Annotated in this window: 16 protein-coding genes and 5 tRNA genes; 11 read left to right on the forward strand and 10 right to left on the reverse strand. The window is 63.0% G+C overall.

What is annotated here, in order from left to right:
* Window positions 1-89: 89 nt before the first annotated feature.
* From ccoP to ccoN, 4 genes are read right to left on the reverse strand one after another with little or no spacing between them, the layout of a single operon-like run.
* The gene (gene ccoP / locus ACGK9R_RS02625) at window positions 90-1,025 is read right to left on the reverse strand and encodes a cytochrome-c oxidase, cbb3-type subunit III (protein WP_394578010.1); all 936 of its coding nucleotides are present in this window, start codon (window positions 1,023-1,025) and stop codon (window positions 90-92) included.
* Window positions 1,022-1,189 (reverse strand): cbb3-type cytochrome oxidase subunit 3, encoded by a 168-nt coding sequence (locus ACGK9R_RS02630; RefSeq protein WP_394578011.1) that lies wholly within the window; start codon window positions 1,187-1,189, stop codon window positions 1,022-1,024. The genes ccoP and ACGK9R_RS02630 overlap by 4 nt, the downstream gene beginning before the upstream one ends.
* Window positions 1,189-1,797, reverse strand: a complete 609-nt coding sequence (ccoO, locus tag ACGK9R_RS02635; RefSeq protein WP_394578012.1) for a cytochrome-c oxidase, cbb3-type subunit II — start codon at window positions 1,795-1,797, stop codon at window positions 1,189-1,191. Before ccoO ends, ACGK9R_RS02630 begins: the two co-directional genes overlap by 1 nt.
* Complete coding sequence (gene ccoN / locus ACGK9R_RS02640; RefSeq protein WP_394578013.1) at window positions 1,787-3,250, reverse strand: cytochrome-c oxidase, cbb3-type subunit I; 1,464 nt, start codon at window positions 3,248-3,250, stop codon at window positions 1,787-1,789. The genes ccoO and ccoN overlap by 11 nt, the downstream gene beginning before the upstream one ends.
* A gap of 261 nt (window positions 3,251-3,511) precedes the next feature.
* Here ccoN and ACGK9R_RS02645 point away from each other — a divergent pair.
* From ACGK9R_RS02645 to ACGK9R_RS02665, 5 genes are all read left to right on the forward strand, one after another.
* Window positions 3,512-3,587 (forward strand) — tRNA-Val (locus ACGK9R_RS02645).
* Window positions 3,588-3,631: 44 nt separating this feature from the next.
* Window positions 3,632-3,708 (forward strand) — tRNA-Asp (locus ACGK9R_RS02650).
* 33 nt (window positions 3,709-3,741) lie between these two features.
* Window positions 3,742-3,818 (forward strand) — tRNA-Asp (locus ACGK9R_RS02655).
* Window positions 3,819-3,857: 39 nt separating this feature from the next.
* Window positions 3,858-3,933, forward strand: a tRNA-Val gene (locus ACGK9R_RS02660).
* 43 nt (window positions 3,934-3,976) lie between these two features.
* Window positions 3,977-4,053 (forward strand) — tRNA-Asp (locus ACGK9R_RS02665).
* A gap of 192 nt (window positions 4,054-4,245) precedes the next feature.
* Here the strand turns inward: ACGK9R_RS02665 and ACGK9R_RS02670 are convergent.
* The 4 genes from ACGK9R_RS02670 to glcD form a co-directional block, all read right to left on the reverse strand.
* Window positions 4,246-4,647, reverse strand: a complete 402-nt coding sequence (locus ACGK9R_RS02670; protein ID WP_394578014.1) for a heme-binding protein — start codon at window positions 4,645-4,647, stop codon at window positions 4,246-4,248.
* Window positions 4,648-4,751: 104 nt separating this feature from the next.
* Window positions 4,752-5,981, reverse strand: coding sequence for a glycolate oxidase subunit GlcF (gene glcF, locus ACGK9R_RS02675; RefSeq protein WP_394578015.1), 1,230 nt, complete (start codon window positions 5,979-5,981; stop codon window positions 4,752-4,754).
* Between the two features lie 11 nt (window positions 5,982-5,992).
* Window positions 5,993-7,093 (reverse strand): glycolate oxidase subunit GlcE, encoded by a 1,101-nt coding sequence (gene glcE / locus ACGK9R_RS02680; RefSeq protein ID WP_394578016.1) that lies wholly within the window; start codon window positions 7,091-7,093, stop codon window positions 5,993-5,995.
* Between the two features lie 58 nt (window positions 7,094-7,151).
* Complete coding sequence (gene glcD / locus ACGK9R_RS02685; protein ID WP_394578017.1) at window positions 7,152-8,651, reverse strand: glycolate oxidase subunit GlcD; 1,500 nt, start codon at window positions 8,649-8,651, stop codon at window positions 7,152-7,154.
* A gap of 144 nt (window positions 8,652-8,795) precedes the next feature.
* On the opposite strand from glcD, the gene glcC reads away from it, so the two are divergent.
* From glcC to ACGK9R_RS02700, 3 genes are all read left to right on the forward strand, one after another.
* A complete protein-coding gene (gene glcC / locus ACGK9R_RS02690; protein WP_394578018.1) occupies window positions 8,796-9,575 on the forward strand; it encodes a transcriptional regulator GlcC in 780 nt (259 codons plus the stop codon).
* Between the two features lie 89 nt (window positions 9,576-9,664).
* Window positions 9,665-10,189, forward strand: a complete 525-nt coding sequence (locus ACGK9R_RS02695; RefSeq protein WP_394578019.1) for a gamma carbonic anhydrase family protein — start codon at window positions 9,665-9,667, stop codon at window positions 10,187-10,189.
* A gap of 117 nt (window positions 10,190-10,306) precedes the next feature.
* Window positions 10,307-10,693 (forward strand): hypothetical protein, encoded by a 387-nt coding sequence (locus ACGK9R_RS02700; protein WP_394578020.1) that lies wholly within the window; start codon window positions 10,307-10,309, stop codon window positions 10,691-10,693.
* 121 nt (window positions 10,694-10,814) lie between these two features.
* Here ACGK9R_RS02700 and ACGK9R_RS02705 read toward each other — a convergent pair whose 3' ends face one another.
* Window positions 10,815-12,506 (reverse strand): L-lactate permease, encoded by a 1,692-nt coding sequence (locus ACGK9R_RS02705; RefSeq protein ID WP_394578021.1) that lies wholly within the window; start codon window positions 12,504-12,506, stop codon window positions 10,815-10,817.
* A 312-nt stretch (window positions 12,507-12,818) separates the two neighbouring features.
* Here ACGK9R_RS02705 and ACGK9R_RS02710 point away from each other — a divergent pair, with 312 nt between their 5' ends.
* Both ACGK9R_RS02710 and ACGK9R_RS02715 read left to right on the forward strand, forming a co-directional pair.
* Window positions 12,819-13,547: a glutathione S-transferase N-terminal domain-containing protein gene (locus tag ACGK9R_RS02710; RefSeq protein ID WP_394578022.1), complete on the forward strand. Its 729-nt coding sequence runs from the start codon at window positions 12,819-12,821 to the stop codon at window positions 13,545-13,547.
* A gap of 140 nt (window positions 13,548-13,687) precedes the next feature.
* Window positions 13,688-14,044 (forward strand): phasin family protein, encoded by a 357-nt coding sequence (locus ACGK9R_RS02715; protein ID WP_394578023.1) that lies wholly within the window; start codon window positions 13,688-13,690, stop codon window positions 14,042-14,044.
* Between the two features lie 81 nt (window positions 14,045-14,125).
* Here ACGK9R_RS02715 and uraD read toward each other — a convergent pair whose 3' ends face one another.
* Window positions 14,126-14,677 (reverse strand): 2-oxo-4-hydroxy-4-carboxy-5-ureidoimidazoline decarboxylase, encoded by a 552-nt coding sequence (gene uraD / locus ACGK9R_RS02720; RefSeq protein ID WP_394578024.1) that lies wholly within the window; start codon window positions 14,675-14,677, stop codon window positions 14,126-14,128.
* A gap of 108 nt (window positions 14,678-14,785) precedes the next feature.
* On the opposite strand from uraD, the gene uraH reads away from it, so the two are divergent.
* Window positions 14,786-15,139 (forward strand): hydroxyisourate hydrolase, encoded by a 354-nt coding sequence (uraH, locus tag ACGK9R_RS02725; RefSeq protein WP_394578025.1) that lies wholly within the window; start codon window positions 14,786-14,788, stop codon window positions 15,137-15,139.
* Window positions 15,140-15,159 lie beyond the last annotated feature (20 nt).

Raw genomic sequence — 15,159 nt, forward strand, 5'->3', positions numbered from 1 at the left:
CGCGCCGCTTGGGGATGATAGCAATAATCCGGCGCGGCGGGGTTGATGCGGGTTAGCGTCAGCGCCTGGCCGCTGCGGCAAATCCGCACCTAATCGTGTATGGCGTCTGAAAGGCGCAGGCTGTAGACGTAGGCGGCGAGCAGGTGCACGCGCTGCTCGCCGAGCAGCGGCGCCTGGGCCGGCATCACGCCAGTACGGCCTTCGTGAAGCGTCTGGCGAATCGCGTCTGTCACGCTCTGATTGGGCCCGCCGTAGAGCCAAATATCGTTGGTCAGGTTCGGCGCGCCGAGCGCCTGGTTGCCGGTGCCCTCCACCCCGTGGCAGGCCACGCAGAAGCGACCATAGCTTTGCTCGCCGCTCTGGGCGCGTATGGGGTCGTGCTCGCGACCGGCCAGCGCCAGCACGTACTGGGTCAAATCCTCGAGGGTGTCGTCACCCAGCTGCGCCCATGCCGGCATGATGCCGCGCCGGCCTTGGGTTAGCGTGGTGACAAGCGCCTCGGGCTCGCCGCCGTAGAGCCAGTCGTCGTCGGTCAGGTCGGGAAAGCCGTCGCCGCCCTGGGCGGTCACGCCGTGGCACATGGCGCAGTTGTTGGCGTAAAGGCGCCCGCCGATCTGCATGGCCTCTTCATCGCGGGCGAGCTGCGGTATCGGTACCGCGTGGTAGCGCTCGAAGATCGGCCCAAAGCGCGCCTCGGCAGCGGCCATTTCCTCTTCCCACTGCTCGTGCTGGCTCCAGCCCAGCAGGCCGCGAAAGTTGCCAAGCCCCGGGTAGAGCGCCAGGTACGCAAGCGCGAACACCACCGTGGCCACGAACAGATAGAACCACCAGCGCGGCATCGGGTTGTCGAACTCCTCGATACCGTCGATCTCGTGGCCGGTGGTGTCGTCGTCGGCATCGTTAAAAGTGTCGCCGCCGGCGTTGGCGACGACCACCCACACCACCAGCGTCAGCGTGGTGAGCGTGAGCACGATGATCCAGGCGCTCCAGAACGGCGGCAGGGCGTTGTCCCACAGATCGCTCACGGCTGCTCCTTGTCGTCGCGCTCGGACTCGTCGTCGGCGAAGGGCAGGTTCGCTGCTTCATCGAAATCCTCGCGGCGGCGCCGGGAGTAGGCCCACACCACGATGCCGAGAAAGGCGACGATCAACACCAGCGTGATCAGCCCGCGAAACGTACCGGTATCCATCAGCGCGTGCCCTCCAGTACCGTACCCAGCTGCTGCAGGTAAGCGATCAGCGCGTCGATTTCGGTGGCACCGCGTACCTGCTCCTCGGCGCTTTCGATCTGCTCCTGGGAGTAGGGCACGCCGAGGCGCTTGAGTGCACGCATTCGCGCCGCCGTGGTGGCGCCGTCGATCTTGCGCTCGAAAAGCCACGGGTAGGCGGGCATGATCGACTCCGGCACCACGTCGCGCGGGTTGTACATGTGCGCCCGATGCCAGGCGTCGCTGTAGCGCCCGCCCACCCGGGCCAGATCCGGCCCGGTACGCTTGGAGCCCCACAGGAAATTGTGCTCGTAAAGCCCTTCGCCGGCCACGCTGTAGTGGCCAAAACGCTCGGTTTCGGCGCGAAACGGGCGAATCATCTGCGAATGGCAGCCCACGCAGCCTTCGCGGCGGTAGATGGCGCGCCCTTCGAGCTCCAGCGCCGAGAGCGGTTCGAGCCCGTCCACCGGCTCGGTGGTATCCTTCTGAAAAAACAGCGGCACGATCTCGGCAAGCCCGCCAAAGCTGATCGCGACCAGAATCAGCGCGCCCAGAAGCCCGGCGTTTTTTTCGACCAGCTCATGCTTCATGGCGGGCCTCCCGCCGGGTGGCGGGCGCGGCTTCCAGCGCCTTTTGGGGTTTTATCGTCATGTAGACGTTGAACGCCATCACCAGCGTGCCCGCCAGAAACAGCATCCCGCCCAACAGGCGTACCAGATAGCCCGGGTGGCTCGCTTCGACCGCGTCGACGAAGCGGTACATTAGCGTGCCGTCGGCGTTGACCGCGCGCCACATCAGCCCCTGCACGACGCCGTTGGCCCACATCGCGATGACGTACAAAAGCGTGCCGCTCAGCGCGAGCCAGAAGTGCAGCGTGATCAGCGGCGTCGAGTACATCCGGGTGCGCCCGTAAAGGCGCGGAATCATGTGATACAGCGAGCCGAAGGTGATCATCGCCACCCAGCCAAGCGCCCCGGAGTGCACGTGGCCAATGGTCCAGTCGGTGTAGTGGGAGAAGGCGTTGACGGTCTTGATCGCCATCATCGGCCCCTCGAAGGTCGCCATGCCGTAGAAGGTGAGCGCGACCACCAGAAAGCGCAGAATCGGGTCCGTACGCAGCTTATGCCAGGCGCCGGAGAGCGTCATGATGCCGTTGATCATGCCACCCCAGGAGGGCACCAGCAGGATGATCGACATCACCATGCCCAGCGACTGCGCCCAGCTCGGCAGCGCCGTGTAGTGCAGGTGGTGGGGGCCGGCCCACATATAGACCATGATCAGCGCCCAGAAGTGGACGATGGAAAGGCGGTAGGAGTAGATCGGCCGCTCGGCCTGCTTGGGCACGAAGTAGTACATCATGCCCAGAAACCCGGCGGTGAGGAAAAAGCCCACCGCGTTGTGGCCGTACCACCACTGCACCATGGCATCCACCGCGCCGGCGTAGAGTGAAATGGAGGTCATCGGCGTGACCGGCAGGGCAGCGTTGTTGACGATGTGCAGCACCGCCACGGTCAAAATGAACGCGGCATAGAACCAGTTGGCGACATAGATATGCGAGGTGGTGCGCCGCTTGAGCGTCATCAGAAATACGACGGCGTAGCTTACCCACACCACCGCCAGCAGCAGGTTGATCGGCCACTCGAGCTCGGCGTACTCCTTGGTGGTGGTGTAGCCCAGGGGTAGCGACACCAGTGCGGCGACGATCACCGCCTGCCAGCCCCAGAAGGTAAAGGCGGCGAGCCGGTCGCTGAAAAGCCGCGTCTGGCAGGTGCGCTGCACCACGTAATAGGAGGTGGCAAACAGCGCCGAGCCGCCAAAAGCGAAGATCACGAGGTTGGTGTGCAGCGGGCGCAGCCGGCCAAAACTCGTCCAGGGTAGACCCGGATTCAGCTCCGGCCACACCAGCTGGGCGGCCAGCAGTAGCCCCACGCTCATGCCCACGATCGCCCACACCACGGCCATGATCGCAAACTGGCGAACGACCTTGTAGTTATAGGTGGTGCGGTAAACCGGCGAGGCGGTGCGGGGTGGCGCTGTCTGCATAATGGCTTTCCATCGAACGCGGGAGGGCTTTTGGCCCTGGGCGAGTCTAGCGTAGCGGCGCGCCAAGCTAAATAGCCGGTGAGGAAAACGCCTTTGATTATGACAGTTTTGATTGACGCGCCGAGGCCGTTGCGGCATCCTGCGTCGGCGCTCTGGGCAGCGGAACCGGCGCCGATGGCAACACGCTAATTTGAATCAAAAATTCATCAGCGTATTGACACCGAACCGGAACGCTGTAGAATGCAGCGCCACGTGACCAGCGGGTGGTTAGCTCAGTTGGGAGAGCACCAGCCTTACAAGCTGGGGGTCACTGGTTCGAACCCAGTACCACCCACCATTTTCATGGGTTGGCACGTGCAGCGGTAAATGTTGATGTTCAGTGGACCGGTAGTTCAGTTGGTTAGAATGCCGGCCTGTCACGCCGGAGGTCGCGAGTTCGAGTCTCGTCCGGTCCGCCACATCGCCTTTATTGCACCCCGTTATCGCTATTCGGACCGGTAGTTCAGTCGGTTAGAATGCCGGCCTGTCACGCCGGAGGTCGCGAGTTCGAGTCTCGTCCGGTCCGCCACGATAACGCTAATGATCGAACGCTTCGCGTTTTATCATCGGGTGGTTAGCTCAGTTGGGAGAGCACCAGCCTTACAAGCTGGGGGTCACTGGTTCGAACCCAGTACCACCCACCATTTGAAAGCGCCTGAACCGCAATCAAGTGGTCGATCCAAAAGTGGACCGGTAGTTCAGTCGGTTAGAATGCCGGCCTGTCACGCCGGAGGTCGCGAGTTCGAGTCTCGTCCGGTCCGCCATCGATTTTAAGCCCCGTTTTATCTCCTCTCCGCTTTACCCTCTTTATATATCCTTCTATTTGCACGTACTGCGCCCCGCACTGATCCTCACTTCACGATTCACGATTCACGATTCACGATTCACGATTCACGATTCACGCATAAAAAAACCCCAAGCCTTCGCCCGGGGTCACGTTGTTGCGTGTCTGACGCTCAGCCAATCGCGCTGACGCCGGCTTTGGCGACCTGAACGTCCTGCTCGGGTTTGACGCCGGAAACGCCAACGGAGCCGACCACCTGGCCGTCCACCACGATCGGCACGCCGCCGGTGAGCATGCCGGTCAGCGGCGCGGAGACGAAGGCCGTGCGCCCGCCGTTGATCATATCCTCGAATACCTGGGTTTCCTTGCGCCCAACGGCAGCGTTACGCGCCTTATGGGTGGCGACTTCGGCGCTGAAGGGCGCGGCGCCGTCCAGGCGGCGAAGACCCAGCAGGTGGCCGCCATCGTCGGCGACGGCGATGGTGACTGCCCACCCCTGGCGTTCGGCTTCCTGATGAGCGGCATCGAGTACCTGGATGACGTCGGTGTGTCCGAGTATGGCTTTGGTTTTCATTCTGCGTTTCCTTTTTGCGTTGTCGTTGAAATACGTCGCGTTGAGATACATCGTCGTTGAGAGCGCCCGCCCGAACGTCTGGGAGCGGGCGCTTTAGAGCCTGCTCAGGCAAACGATGCGTCGACCACCTCGACCCAGTGGCGCACCGGCGTGCGTTTGGCGCTCGCAAGATGCGTCTGGCAGCCAATGTTGGCGGTCACGATCAGCTCCGGGTCGCCGGCTTCCAGCGCCTCGAGCTTGTTGTCGCGAAGCTGTGTCGCGATCTCCGGCTGGGTGATCGAGTAGGTGCCCGCGGAGCCGCAGCAGAGGTGACTATCCTGCACCGGCGTGAGCGTGAAGCCAAGCCGGGTCAGCACGCCCTCGACCGCGCCGTTGAGCTTCTGCGCGTGCTGTAGCGTGCAGGGGCAGTGAAATGCCAGGCGCTTTTGTGCTTGAACGCTCAGTTTCTCAAGCGGCTCCTCGCGCAGAATCTCGACGATGTCCCTGGCCAATTCGCTTACGCGCTTCGCTTTCTCGGCGTAGGCCGGATCGTCCTTGAGCATCTCGCCGTACTCCTTCACGAACGCCCCACAGCCGCTGGCGGTTTGCACGATCGCTTCCACCCCAGCCTCGACCTGGGGCCACCAGGCGTCGATGTTGGCGCGCATGCGCTCGCGCCCGGCCTCCTGGGCGTTCAGGTGAAAGTCGATCGCCCCGCAGCAGCCCGCTTCCTTCACCGGTGTCAGGCTGATACCGAGCCGGTCCAGAAGCCTTGCCGTAGCGGCGTTGGTGTTGGGCGAAAGCCCGGGCTGCACGCAGCCTTCGAGTATCAGCATCTGGCGGGTATGGGCGCTTTGCGGGCGCTTACCCGCATCCACCGGGGGCGGCGGCATCTTGGCTCTCAAGGGGCCGGGCACCAGCGGCTTGAAGGTCTGGCCGAGCTTCAATAGCGCCTGAAAGCGTCCCGGCTCGACCATCATCTTTCGAAGCGCAAAGCGGGTCGCGCGCTCACTCGCCGGGCGCGGCACCCGGCGCTCGATCTCCGCACGGCCGATGTTCAAAAGCTTGTGGTACTCGACGCCGGAGGGGCAGGTGGTTTCGCAGTTCTGGCAGGTCAGGCAGCGGTCGAGATGCAGGCGTGTTTCTTCGGTTACCTGGCTGTCGTCGTCCGGGCTCTCCAGCAGCTCCTTCATGAGATAAATACGCCCGCGCGGGCCGTCGCGCTCGTCGCCCAGAAGCTGATAGGTGGGGCAGGTGGCGTTGCAGAAGCCGCAGTGCACGCAGGTGCGAAGAATCCGCTCGGCTTCCTGAATATGGGGTTTCTGGCGATCGGCATCGGTAAAGTGCGTCTGCATGAGAACTCTCCTTAAAGCCCCGCGTAGAGCCGGCCCGGGTTGAAGATACCGTGGGTATCGAGCTCGGCCTTGAGCCTTTTGTGGTACTTCTCGACGACCGGGTCGAGCGGCGTGAAGGGCGAGTCCACCCCGCCGCGCGCCGCCGGCGTAAAGCAGGTGGCGTGGCCGCCGGCTTTTTTACAGGCGCCTCGCAAGGCCTCACCGTCGCCGGTCCTGATCCAGCGCTGGCTGCCCGCCCAGTCGTAGAAGATATCCGCCTCATCAACGTCGATATCGAGCGGCGCGGTGTGGGCTGGGAGCGAGGCGCGCCAGAGCGGCTGGCCGCTCTTTGGCGTGAAGAAGTCGTGGCGGTGGTCGCGAAGCGTGTCCCAGAACGCGGCCTCGAGCGGCTCGCCACCGAGGCGCTCCCGGGTCGCCTTCACCGAGCTTTCGCCGCCTTCCAGGCGTAGGAACAGCGCGTTCTGGTGCCAGGCGGCGGCGGTGATCGGCAGCGGCTCGCGGCCGAGGGTGGAAAGCGTCTTTAGCGCCTCCTCGGCCCCCATGTCATCGAGGCGCAGGCTGTGACTCGCAGCGGGTTTGGGCAGCACCTTGAAGGAGATATCGGCGAGCACCCCGAGCGTGCCCTGGGCGCCGGCCATCAACCGCGAAACGTCGTAGCCGGCGACGTTTTTCATCACCTCGCCGCCAAAGCGCAAGAGCTTCCCTTCCTGAGTGATGACGCGGGTACCCAGCACGAAGTCGCGCACTGCCCCCGCCCAGGGGCGGCGCGGGCCGGAAAGCCCGGTCGCCACGGCGCCGCCGATGGTGCTGGCCTGGCCAAAGCGCGGCGGCTCGAAGGGCAGCATCTGCTGCTTTTCATCGAGCGCGGCTTCCAGCGCCTTTAGCGGCGTGCCGGCACGCACCGTGACGATCAGCTCGACCGGGTCATAGGAGACGATGCCGCTGTGCTCGGCCACGTCGAGTGTAATACCGTCGACCGGGCGACCGTAGAAGCCGCGGGTGTCGCCGCCCACAATGCGCAGCGGCGCGCGGCTCTGGTAGGCGTTGGCCACCTGCTGGCAAAGCGCCTCGCTGATATCGCGATCCGGCGGCAGTGTCGCGGGTAAAGTCATGGTCGTTCCTTTTTCTTGTACGGGCGCTTGTTCGCGTTCTGGTTCGCGGCGGCTTTTTTTAAAAACGCGGCAGCTCCGGGTGGGGCAGTTCGTTTCCGTGCACATGCATGGCGCCGAACTCGGCGCAGCGCGCAAGGGTCGGGATGTTTTTCCCCGGGTTGAGCAGGCGCTTTTCATCGAAGGCCGCCTTCACTGCGTGGAACGCGCTGATCTCGTCCGGCTGGAACTGGCTGCACATCTGGTTGATCTTCTCGCGGCCCACGCCGTGCTCGCCGGTGATCGAGCCGCCGGCAGCGACGCAAAGCTCGAGAATTTTGCCGCCCACGTCCTCGGCGAGTTCGAGCTCGCCCTCCTTGTTGGCATCGAACAGGATCAAGGGGTGCATGTTGCCGTCGCCAGCGTGAAAGACGTTGGCGACGCGCAAGCCGCTCTCTTCGGACAGCGCCGCGATCCCCTTGAGCACGCGCGGAAGCTCCTTGCGCGGAATGGTGCCGTCCATGCAGTAGTAGTCCGGCGACATGCGACCCACCGCGGGGAAAGCGTTCTTGCGCCCGGCCCAGAATTTCGCCCGCTCGGCCTCGTCTTTAGCCTGTTGGATATCGGTGGCGCCGGCATGCTCCAGCACCTGGCGCACGGTCTCGCAGTCGTCGTCGACGTCCGCCTCGACGCCATCGAGCTCGCACAGAAGAATCGCCTCGGCCTCCAGCGGGTAGCCCGCGCGCACGAAGTCCTCGGCGGCCTGAATGGCGAGCTTATCCATCATCTCGAGCCCGCCGGGGACGATGCCGGCGGCGATGATGTCGCCCACCGCTTGGCCGGCCTTCTCGACATCGTCGAAACTCGCCATCAATACCTTGGCCACGGTCGGCTTGGGCAAGAGCTTCACGGTGATCTCGGTGACCACGCCAAGCATGCCCTCGGAGCCGTTGATCAGCGCGAGCAAATCGAAGCCTGGCGCATCGAAGGCATTGGATCCCAGCGTCATGTGCTCGCCTTCGATGGTCAGCACGTCGACCCGCAGCACGTTGTGCACGGTCAGCCCGTACTTCAGGCAGTGCACGCCGCCGGCGTTCTCCGCCACGTTGCCGCCGATCGAACAGGCGATCTGCGACGACGGGTCCGGCGCGTAGTAGAGCCCGTAAGGCGCGGCGGCTTCAGAAATCGCCAGGTTGCGCACGCCGGGCTGCACCCGGGCGAGCCGGGCGTCGGGATCGACGTCGATGATCTTGTTGAAGCGCGACATCACCAGCAAAACGCCTTGTTCCAGCGGCAGCGCCCCGCCGGAGAGCCCGGTACCCGCGCCGCGGGTGACCACCGGTACACCAAACGCGTAACAGCTCTTCAACAGCGCTTCGACCTCGGCAAGGTTTTCCGGCAGCGCCACCAGCATCGGCAGCACGCGGTAAGCCGCCAAGCCGTCGCACTCGAAGGGGCGTAGATCCTCCTCGCGGGAGAGCAGGGTAAGGGTGGGGGCGGCGCGCTCGAGGGCGTTTAGCACCTCGTGCTTGTCACGGTCGATCAGCTCGCCGTCGAGGCGGGCGTCATAAAGGATATTCATATCCCGTCCTGTTGTTATGATAATGATTTTCATAAAACGCGTGACGCGTTCGATACCGGCTAATCTGGGCTTTTTTTGCCACCCTGTCCAGCCTGTGGTGCAATGGTCTGACCAGTTAATCGACTCCGTTTCCAAGAGAGGCGCATGCGTATGACATCGCTTGAAACCACGCTTGGCCGGCGCGCGCCGGAGCAGGTGGCGGCCAGGCTCGAAGAGCTGATTCTGGAAGGCGTGTTTCGCCCGGGGCAGCTCCTACCTTCCGAGCGGCGGCTGTGCGAACGGCTCCACGTTTCTCGCGCCTCGCTGCGCGAAGGACTTCGCATTCTGCGCAGCAAGGGCATCATCGAGACCCGCCAGGGGCGCGGCTCCGTGGTCGCCTCGCTGCTGCCCACGGCGCAGCAGAGCCCCTTGATGCATCTGTTTCGCGACCATCCGCGCACGCTGTTCGACCTTCTGGAAGTGCGCGCGCTGCTCGAAGGCGAGTCGGCGTACCTGGCCGCCAGGCGCGGCACGGCGATGGATCGGGTGCTGATCACGCGGCGCTACCAGGCGATGGCCGACTACGTCGCAACCGCCGACCCGCTCGAGGTAGAGCAGCTGGCGCGCTTCGACCACGCCTTTCACCTGGCGGTCTCCCAAGCCTCGCACAACCCGGTGTTGGTCCACACGCTGCAGAGCTTGACGGATCTCTTGCTGAGCTCGGTCTTCGCCTCGGTCAAGCATCTTTATCACCGCCCGGCGCCGCGGGCGATGATCAACCACCAGCACGAACAGCTCTTCCAGGCCGTGGTGACGCAAGACGCCGACCGCGCCAGGCGCATCGCCCTCGAGCACATCGGCAGCATCACCGAGCTTCTGCGCGAGCTCGACGTGGAGAACGAACGCCTAGAGCGTTCGTCGATGCGGCTGGAGGAGTGGATTTAGCGCATGAGTTTTCATTGCGCGCCTGGCGGGCGCGGCGGTAGCCTCACTTGTTGTCACCTTGAAACCACAACCAACAAAAGGAGTCTTCCGTGGCCATTTATCAATTCGATGAGCATCGCCCCGAGATCGGGGAGGGCGTTTATATCGCCGACACCGCCGACGTGATCGGGCGGGTGACGCTAAAGGATGGCGCCAGCGTGTGGTATCAGGCGGTGCTGCGTGGCGATACCGAGGATTTGTACGTGGGCGAGCAGAGCAATATTCAGGATGGTGCGGTGCTGCACGCCGACGCGGGCTACCCCTTGAAGATTGGCAAAGGGGTGACAGTGGGGCATCAGGCGATGCTGCATGGCTGCACGGTGGAGGACAACTGCCTGATCGGGATTCAGGCGGTGGTGCTCAACGGCGCGGTGATCGGCGAGAATAGCCTGGTCGGCGCTTGCGCCTTCGTGAAGGAGGGGGCGGTGTTTCCGCCCAACTCGCTGATCGTTGGCTCACCGGCGCGGGTAGTGAAAACCCTGCCCGAAGGTGCCGCCGACAGGCTCAAGCTCAATGCCCAGAGCTACGTCGAACGCAGCCGGGAGCACGCGCAAAGGCTCAAGCGTATCGATTGATCCTCATTCCTTGGTGCTCACCCAGCGCGGCTTACATGACCGCGCTTCCTGATTTTTAATTAATCGAATGGTCTAGTCGATTTTTAGCGTTTTTATTTCTAATTTATCGATGCCAAGATGAAGTCATCTTCTGAAGCGCAGCAACACTGCGATCAGATCATGCAACGTTCCACACTTGCTATCGAGGTATTGGTCATGAAAACATTCGCTGCTACTGCCGCTATCGCCCTTGCTCTCGTCTCTGGCGCTGCCTTCGCCGAACGTGGTTCTGCCGAGCTCAACACCATTGGCCAGCCGAGCTCCACTGCCAGCCAGCAGGTCGAGTCGCGTCAGGCCTCCGTGAATCAGGTCGTGGCGCGTAACGGCCATGCCAGCCCAAGCCAGGTCGCACAGGCGGCTTCGCACGGGCACACCGATCGCACCGCCTCGCATGATCAGCTTGTCGCGCGCAATGGCGCCACCGGTGAGCAGACGCAAAGCGCCTTTCATCATGACCGCGGCTAGGCTGTAACTCGAACGCTCGTCTTGCTAGCCTTTCAAGCATCGAAAAAACCCGGTATCGGCCACTGCCGATACCGGGTTTTTACGTGCTCCAAAGGCTGGGCCAGGCGAGTGGCAAGTCTGGCTACATCAGCGGATCCATGATCCCCAGCCCGTAAAAGGCGATCAGCGCGATGATGCCGGTAAAGGTGAGGTAGTAGATCGTCGGCAGGATGGTGATCCGGATCGTCGCGCCTTCGCGGCCCAGCAGGCCCACGGTAGCGGAGGCCGCGACCACGTTGTGAATGGCGATCATGTTGCCCGCCGCCGCGCCCACGGCCTGCAGCGCCACCATCATGGCGGTGGAGACGCCGAGCGTCTGCGCCACGCTGAACTGGAATTCGGCGAGCATCAGGTTCGAGACGGTGTTGGAACCAGCGATAAAGGCGCCCAACGCGCCTACGGCCGGCGCGAATAGCGGGTAGATACCGCCCACGCCGTTGGCCACGGCCTGGGCCATCATCACCGGCATCGAGACCAGATCCGCCCCGTTGACCCCGGAGTTGATCAGGATGCGCACCATCGGCACGGTGAATATCAGCACGAAACCGGCGCCGAAGATGGTTTTGGTCGACTCCGACACCGCCGCCTTGAGCTGGCCGCCGTTCATACGGTGCAGGAAGTAGGTGATCGCGACCACCGCCAGAATGATGCCGCCAGGCAGGTAGAGCGGCTGCACGCCGCCGCTGACGCCGGTTTCACCCAGGATGTTGGCCCAGTTCAGGTTGATCGAGGTGAGCGCCACGCGAAGCGGCTCGATGGTGCGGGATGCGACCAGAAACAGCGCCAACAGCACGTAGGGGATCCAGCCCTTGAGCGTGGACATCGGCGCCTGGCCTGCCACGTCGTCGAGCTTGATCTGCAGCTTGCCGATCCACTCATCCGGCCAGGCGCTCGATTCCGGGAAGTCCCAGGTGTCCTTGGGTAGCAAAAAGCCCTTGCGCGCCGCCGGGACTACGATGGCAAGCCCCACCATGGCGCCGATCATCGACGGGAACTCCGGGCCGAGGAATACGCCAACCAGCATGTAGGGAACCACGAAGGCGACGCCGGTGAAGATCGCAAAGGGCGTGATCGAAAGACCCTCTTTCCAGGATTTGTTGGCGCCGAAGAAACGCACCATCACGGTGACCAGAATCAGCGGCATCAGAAGGCCCACGATAGCGTGGGTGATCGCCACTTCACTGGTGATCAGCTGGAAAAAGATATCCCAGGAGGAGCCGGCGGCTTCGAGCTCGGCGGTAATGCCGGCGCGGTCCATACCGGTGCCCACGCCCACGATGATCGGCGTGCCTACGGCACCAAAGGAGACCGGCGTGGACTGCAGCATCATGCCCACGACCACCGCAGCCAGCGCCGGAAAGCCCAGCGCGACCATCAAGGGCGCGGCCACCGCAGCGGGTGTACCAAAGCCTGAGGCGCCTTCGATAAAGCAACCGAACAGCCACGCCACGATCAGCGCCTGCACGCGGCGGTCCGGGCTGATACCGGAAAACCCGTTGCGAATGGCGGTAATACCGCCGGAGTGCTTGAGCGTGTTGAGCAGCAGGATCGCGCCGAAAATGATCCACAAGAGCCCGGCGGTTTGAATCAGCCCCTGAAGGGTCGAGGCCGCCACGCGGTTGAACGACATGTCCCAGGCCGTTAGCGCAATCGCAGCGGCGGCGAGAAAGACGATCGGCATGGCGATTTTGGCGGGTATCTTGAAGCCAATCAGTAAAATACCCGCAAGCAGCAGCGGCGTGAACGCCAATAATCCAAGTATCGTGTCACTCATGGAAAAACGGCCCCTTGTTGTTCGGCTAGGCTTTTCTGTTTATTGATCCCGGGCGCTTGTGGCGCCGACTCGGTCCGGGCCTACAATACGATTCGCCTAACATCCTGACTATATTGGAAAACTGGTCTGACCAGTTGGGAGTGCAAGTAGAGCGCCTGCTAACTTCTTTTTTATTGTTCAAGCTGCTGTTTTTAAAAGACTGTTACGGTAGGCAACGCCGCCCTGAAATCGGCCCGGATTAGACTAATAGATAGTGCGTTTTTCGCTCGGCGCCAGGGCCTCTGGCGCTTGTATCACCAAGGGGTTACGACCATGATGAACGAGACAAACCACACGCGAGGTGAACCGATGGATCGTATCGTCTATGACCTGTGCGGGCGCGATGAACGCCTGCGTTTTTCGCCTTACTGCTGGCGCGTACGCATGGCGATGGCCCACAAGGGCCTGGCGTACCGCACCGAGCCCTGGCGTTTCCAGCAGAAGGAGAAGATCGCGTTCGCCAACCACGACAAGGTGCCGGTGCTGGTGGATGGCGAAAACGTAGTGACCGATAGCTTCGAGATCCTGCGCTATCTCGACCGCACCTACCCGGAGGCACCGCTGCTGGGCGAAGGCCAGAGCTATCAGCGCGCGCTCTTTTTCAAGCTGTTCGTCGAGCGCAGCGTCACACCGGCGCTGTTTCGCATCGTGGTGATGGACCTGCTCGAGGCGATTCACCCGGAGGATCGCGACTATTTCCGACGCACTCGCGAAGCGAACTTCAAGATGCGCCTTGAAGAGCTGCACGACCCGGCCCAGGGGCGCGAGCAGCTCAAGAAGGCGCTGGTGCCGGTCAATGCACTGCTCGAACAGAGCCCGTTTCTCGACGGCGAGGCGCCCAGCGGCGTCGATTATCTACTGTTTGGCAGCCTGATGTGGGCCCACGTCGTATCAAGAGAGACGCTGTTCGAAAGCGATGCCCCGGTGGCCGCCTGGTTCGACAGAATGCTCGGCGTCCACGACGGCGTGGCGGGTAAGGCGCCGACCGTCGCCGACGTGTGAAACGCTTTTTTCACCGGCTCGCGAAAATCATGTTGCACTGCACAAAAAGCGCTGCTAGCTTTATGGAGCAGAAGGTCATTGCCTTTCCCTCGACCGCTCCACCATGCGTGTCGAATCGCTAACTTGCAGGAGATTACGTGATGGACAGGACCGCAGAGAACACCAAACAGCAGTTCGAATCGACGTTCGTATCGCCCATGCGTTCGTACACGCTGGCCGCCCTCGATTACTACGAGCGCCTGGTCAGTGCCCAGATGGACGCGGCTCGCGCCTACTCGGACATGACCATCGCTCAGGCACGTACCTGGCTTGACGTCAAGGACGCCGACGACTTCAAGAAGGCGATGCAGTCGCAGCAGAAGACCGCCTCTGACTTCATGGAGCGCGTGAAAGGTGACTCCGAGAAAGTCACCTCGATCGGTCAGAACTTCATGCAGGACAGCCAGAAAATGGCCGAAGAGCAGACCCAGAAAGCCGCTGATAACCTCAAGAACTGAATTCCTCGTTCTTCGGGTTATGAACCGCTAAAAAGCCGCGCGCCCGCGCGGCTTTTTCGTGGCTGTCATATAAGCGGCCGTCTACTCTTTCGCTTCACATCTGGCCAGTAAACGAAAGCGCGCGATGCGCACGATCTGCTCGATGGCGGTGGCGCGCTCCTGCTCCGGGGTATTGCGCAAGCGCTGCTCGAAGGCCGCCATGATGGCGTAGCGGTCGAGCCCCTTGACCGCCACCACGAAAGGAAAGCCAAAAGCCGCCTTGTAGGCGTCGTTGAGAGACTCAAAGCGCGCAAGCTCCTGCGGCGAGCACTGATCGAGCCCGGCGCCGGCCTGTTCGCTTTTCGATGAGTCGGTGAGCTCGCCGGCCAGTGCCGCCTTGCCGGCCAGGTCCGGGTGCGCCCGAATCACCTCGATCTGATGCTCGGTAGAGGCGGCGCGCAGCACGTCGCCCATCGCCTCGGCAAGCTGCGCCGGGTCATCGTGCGCGGCCTCAAGCCCGCGCTCCCAGGCGCGCTCGGCCACCCAGGGCGAGTGCTCGAACACCTCGCCGTAGTGGGCGACGAAATCAACCCGCGAGCAGCGGCTCGGCGCCGGGGTCAGTGTGGGGCAAACATCCTGATGAGCGTTGGGCACGGCGGCTTCTCCTGGGCGTACGTCGCGCCCAATAGCGTATACAATCAAGCGTATCACCGCTAACCTTGCCTCGACGCGCGGGCGCGGTCAATCAATCGGAGAGACGCTATGGGAAGGCTCACGACACACGTACTGGACACCGCCAGAGGGGCGCCGGGCTCCGGCATCACCATCGAGATTTTCCGGCTCGTCGCCGGCTCACGCGAGCATCTGGGCCGCGCGGTCACCAACAGCGACGGGCGCTGCGACGGCCCGATTCTCGAAGGCGAGCATTTTCAGGAAGGCGAGTACGAGCTGGTCTTTCACGCCGGCGACTACCTGCGCACCCACGGCGTCGAGGCGACCGAGCCGCGCTTTCTGGACGTCATTCCGCTGCGCTTTGGTGTCGCTGACCCCAGCGAGCACTATCACGTGCCGCTGCTGCTCTCTCCCTACGGCTACTCGACCTACCGCGGCAGCTAGCCCGCGGCCATATCAGCGTT

It is taken from the genome of Halomonas sp. HNIBRBA4712 (assembly GCF_043558675.1).
Classification (GTDB): domain Bacteria; phylum Pseudomonadota; class Gammaproteobacteria; order Pseudomonadales; family Halomonadaceae; genus Vreelandella.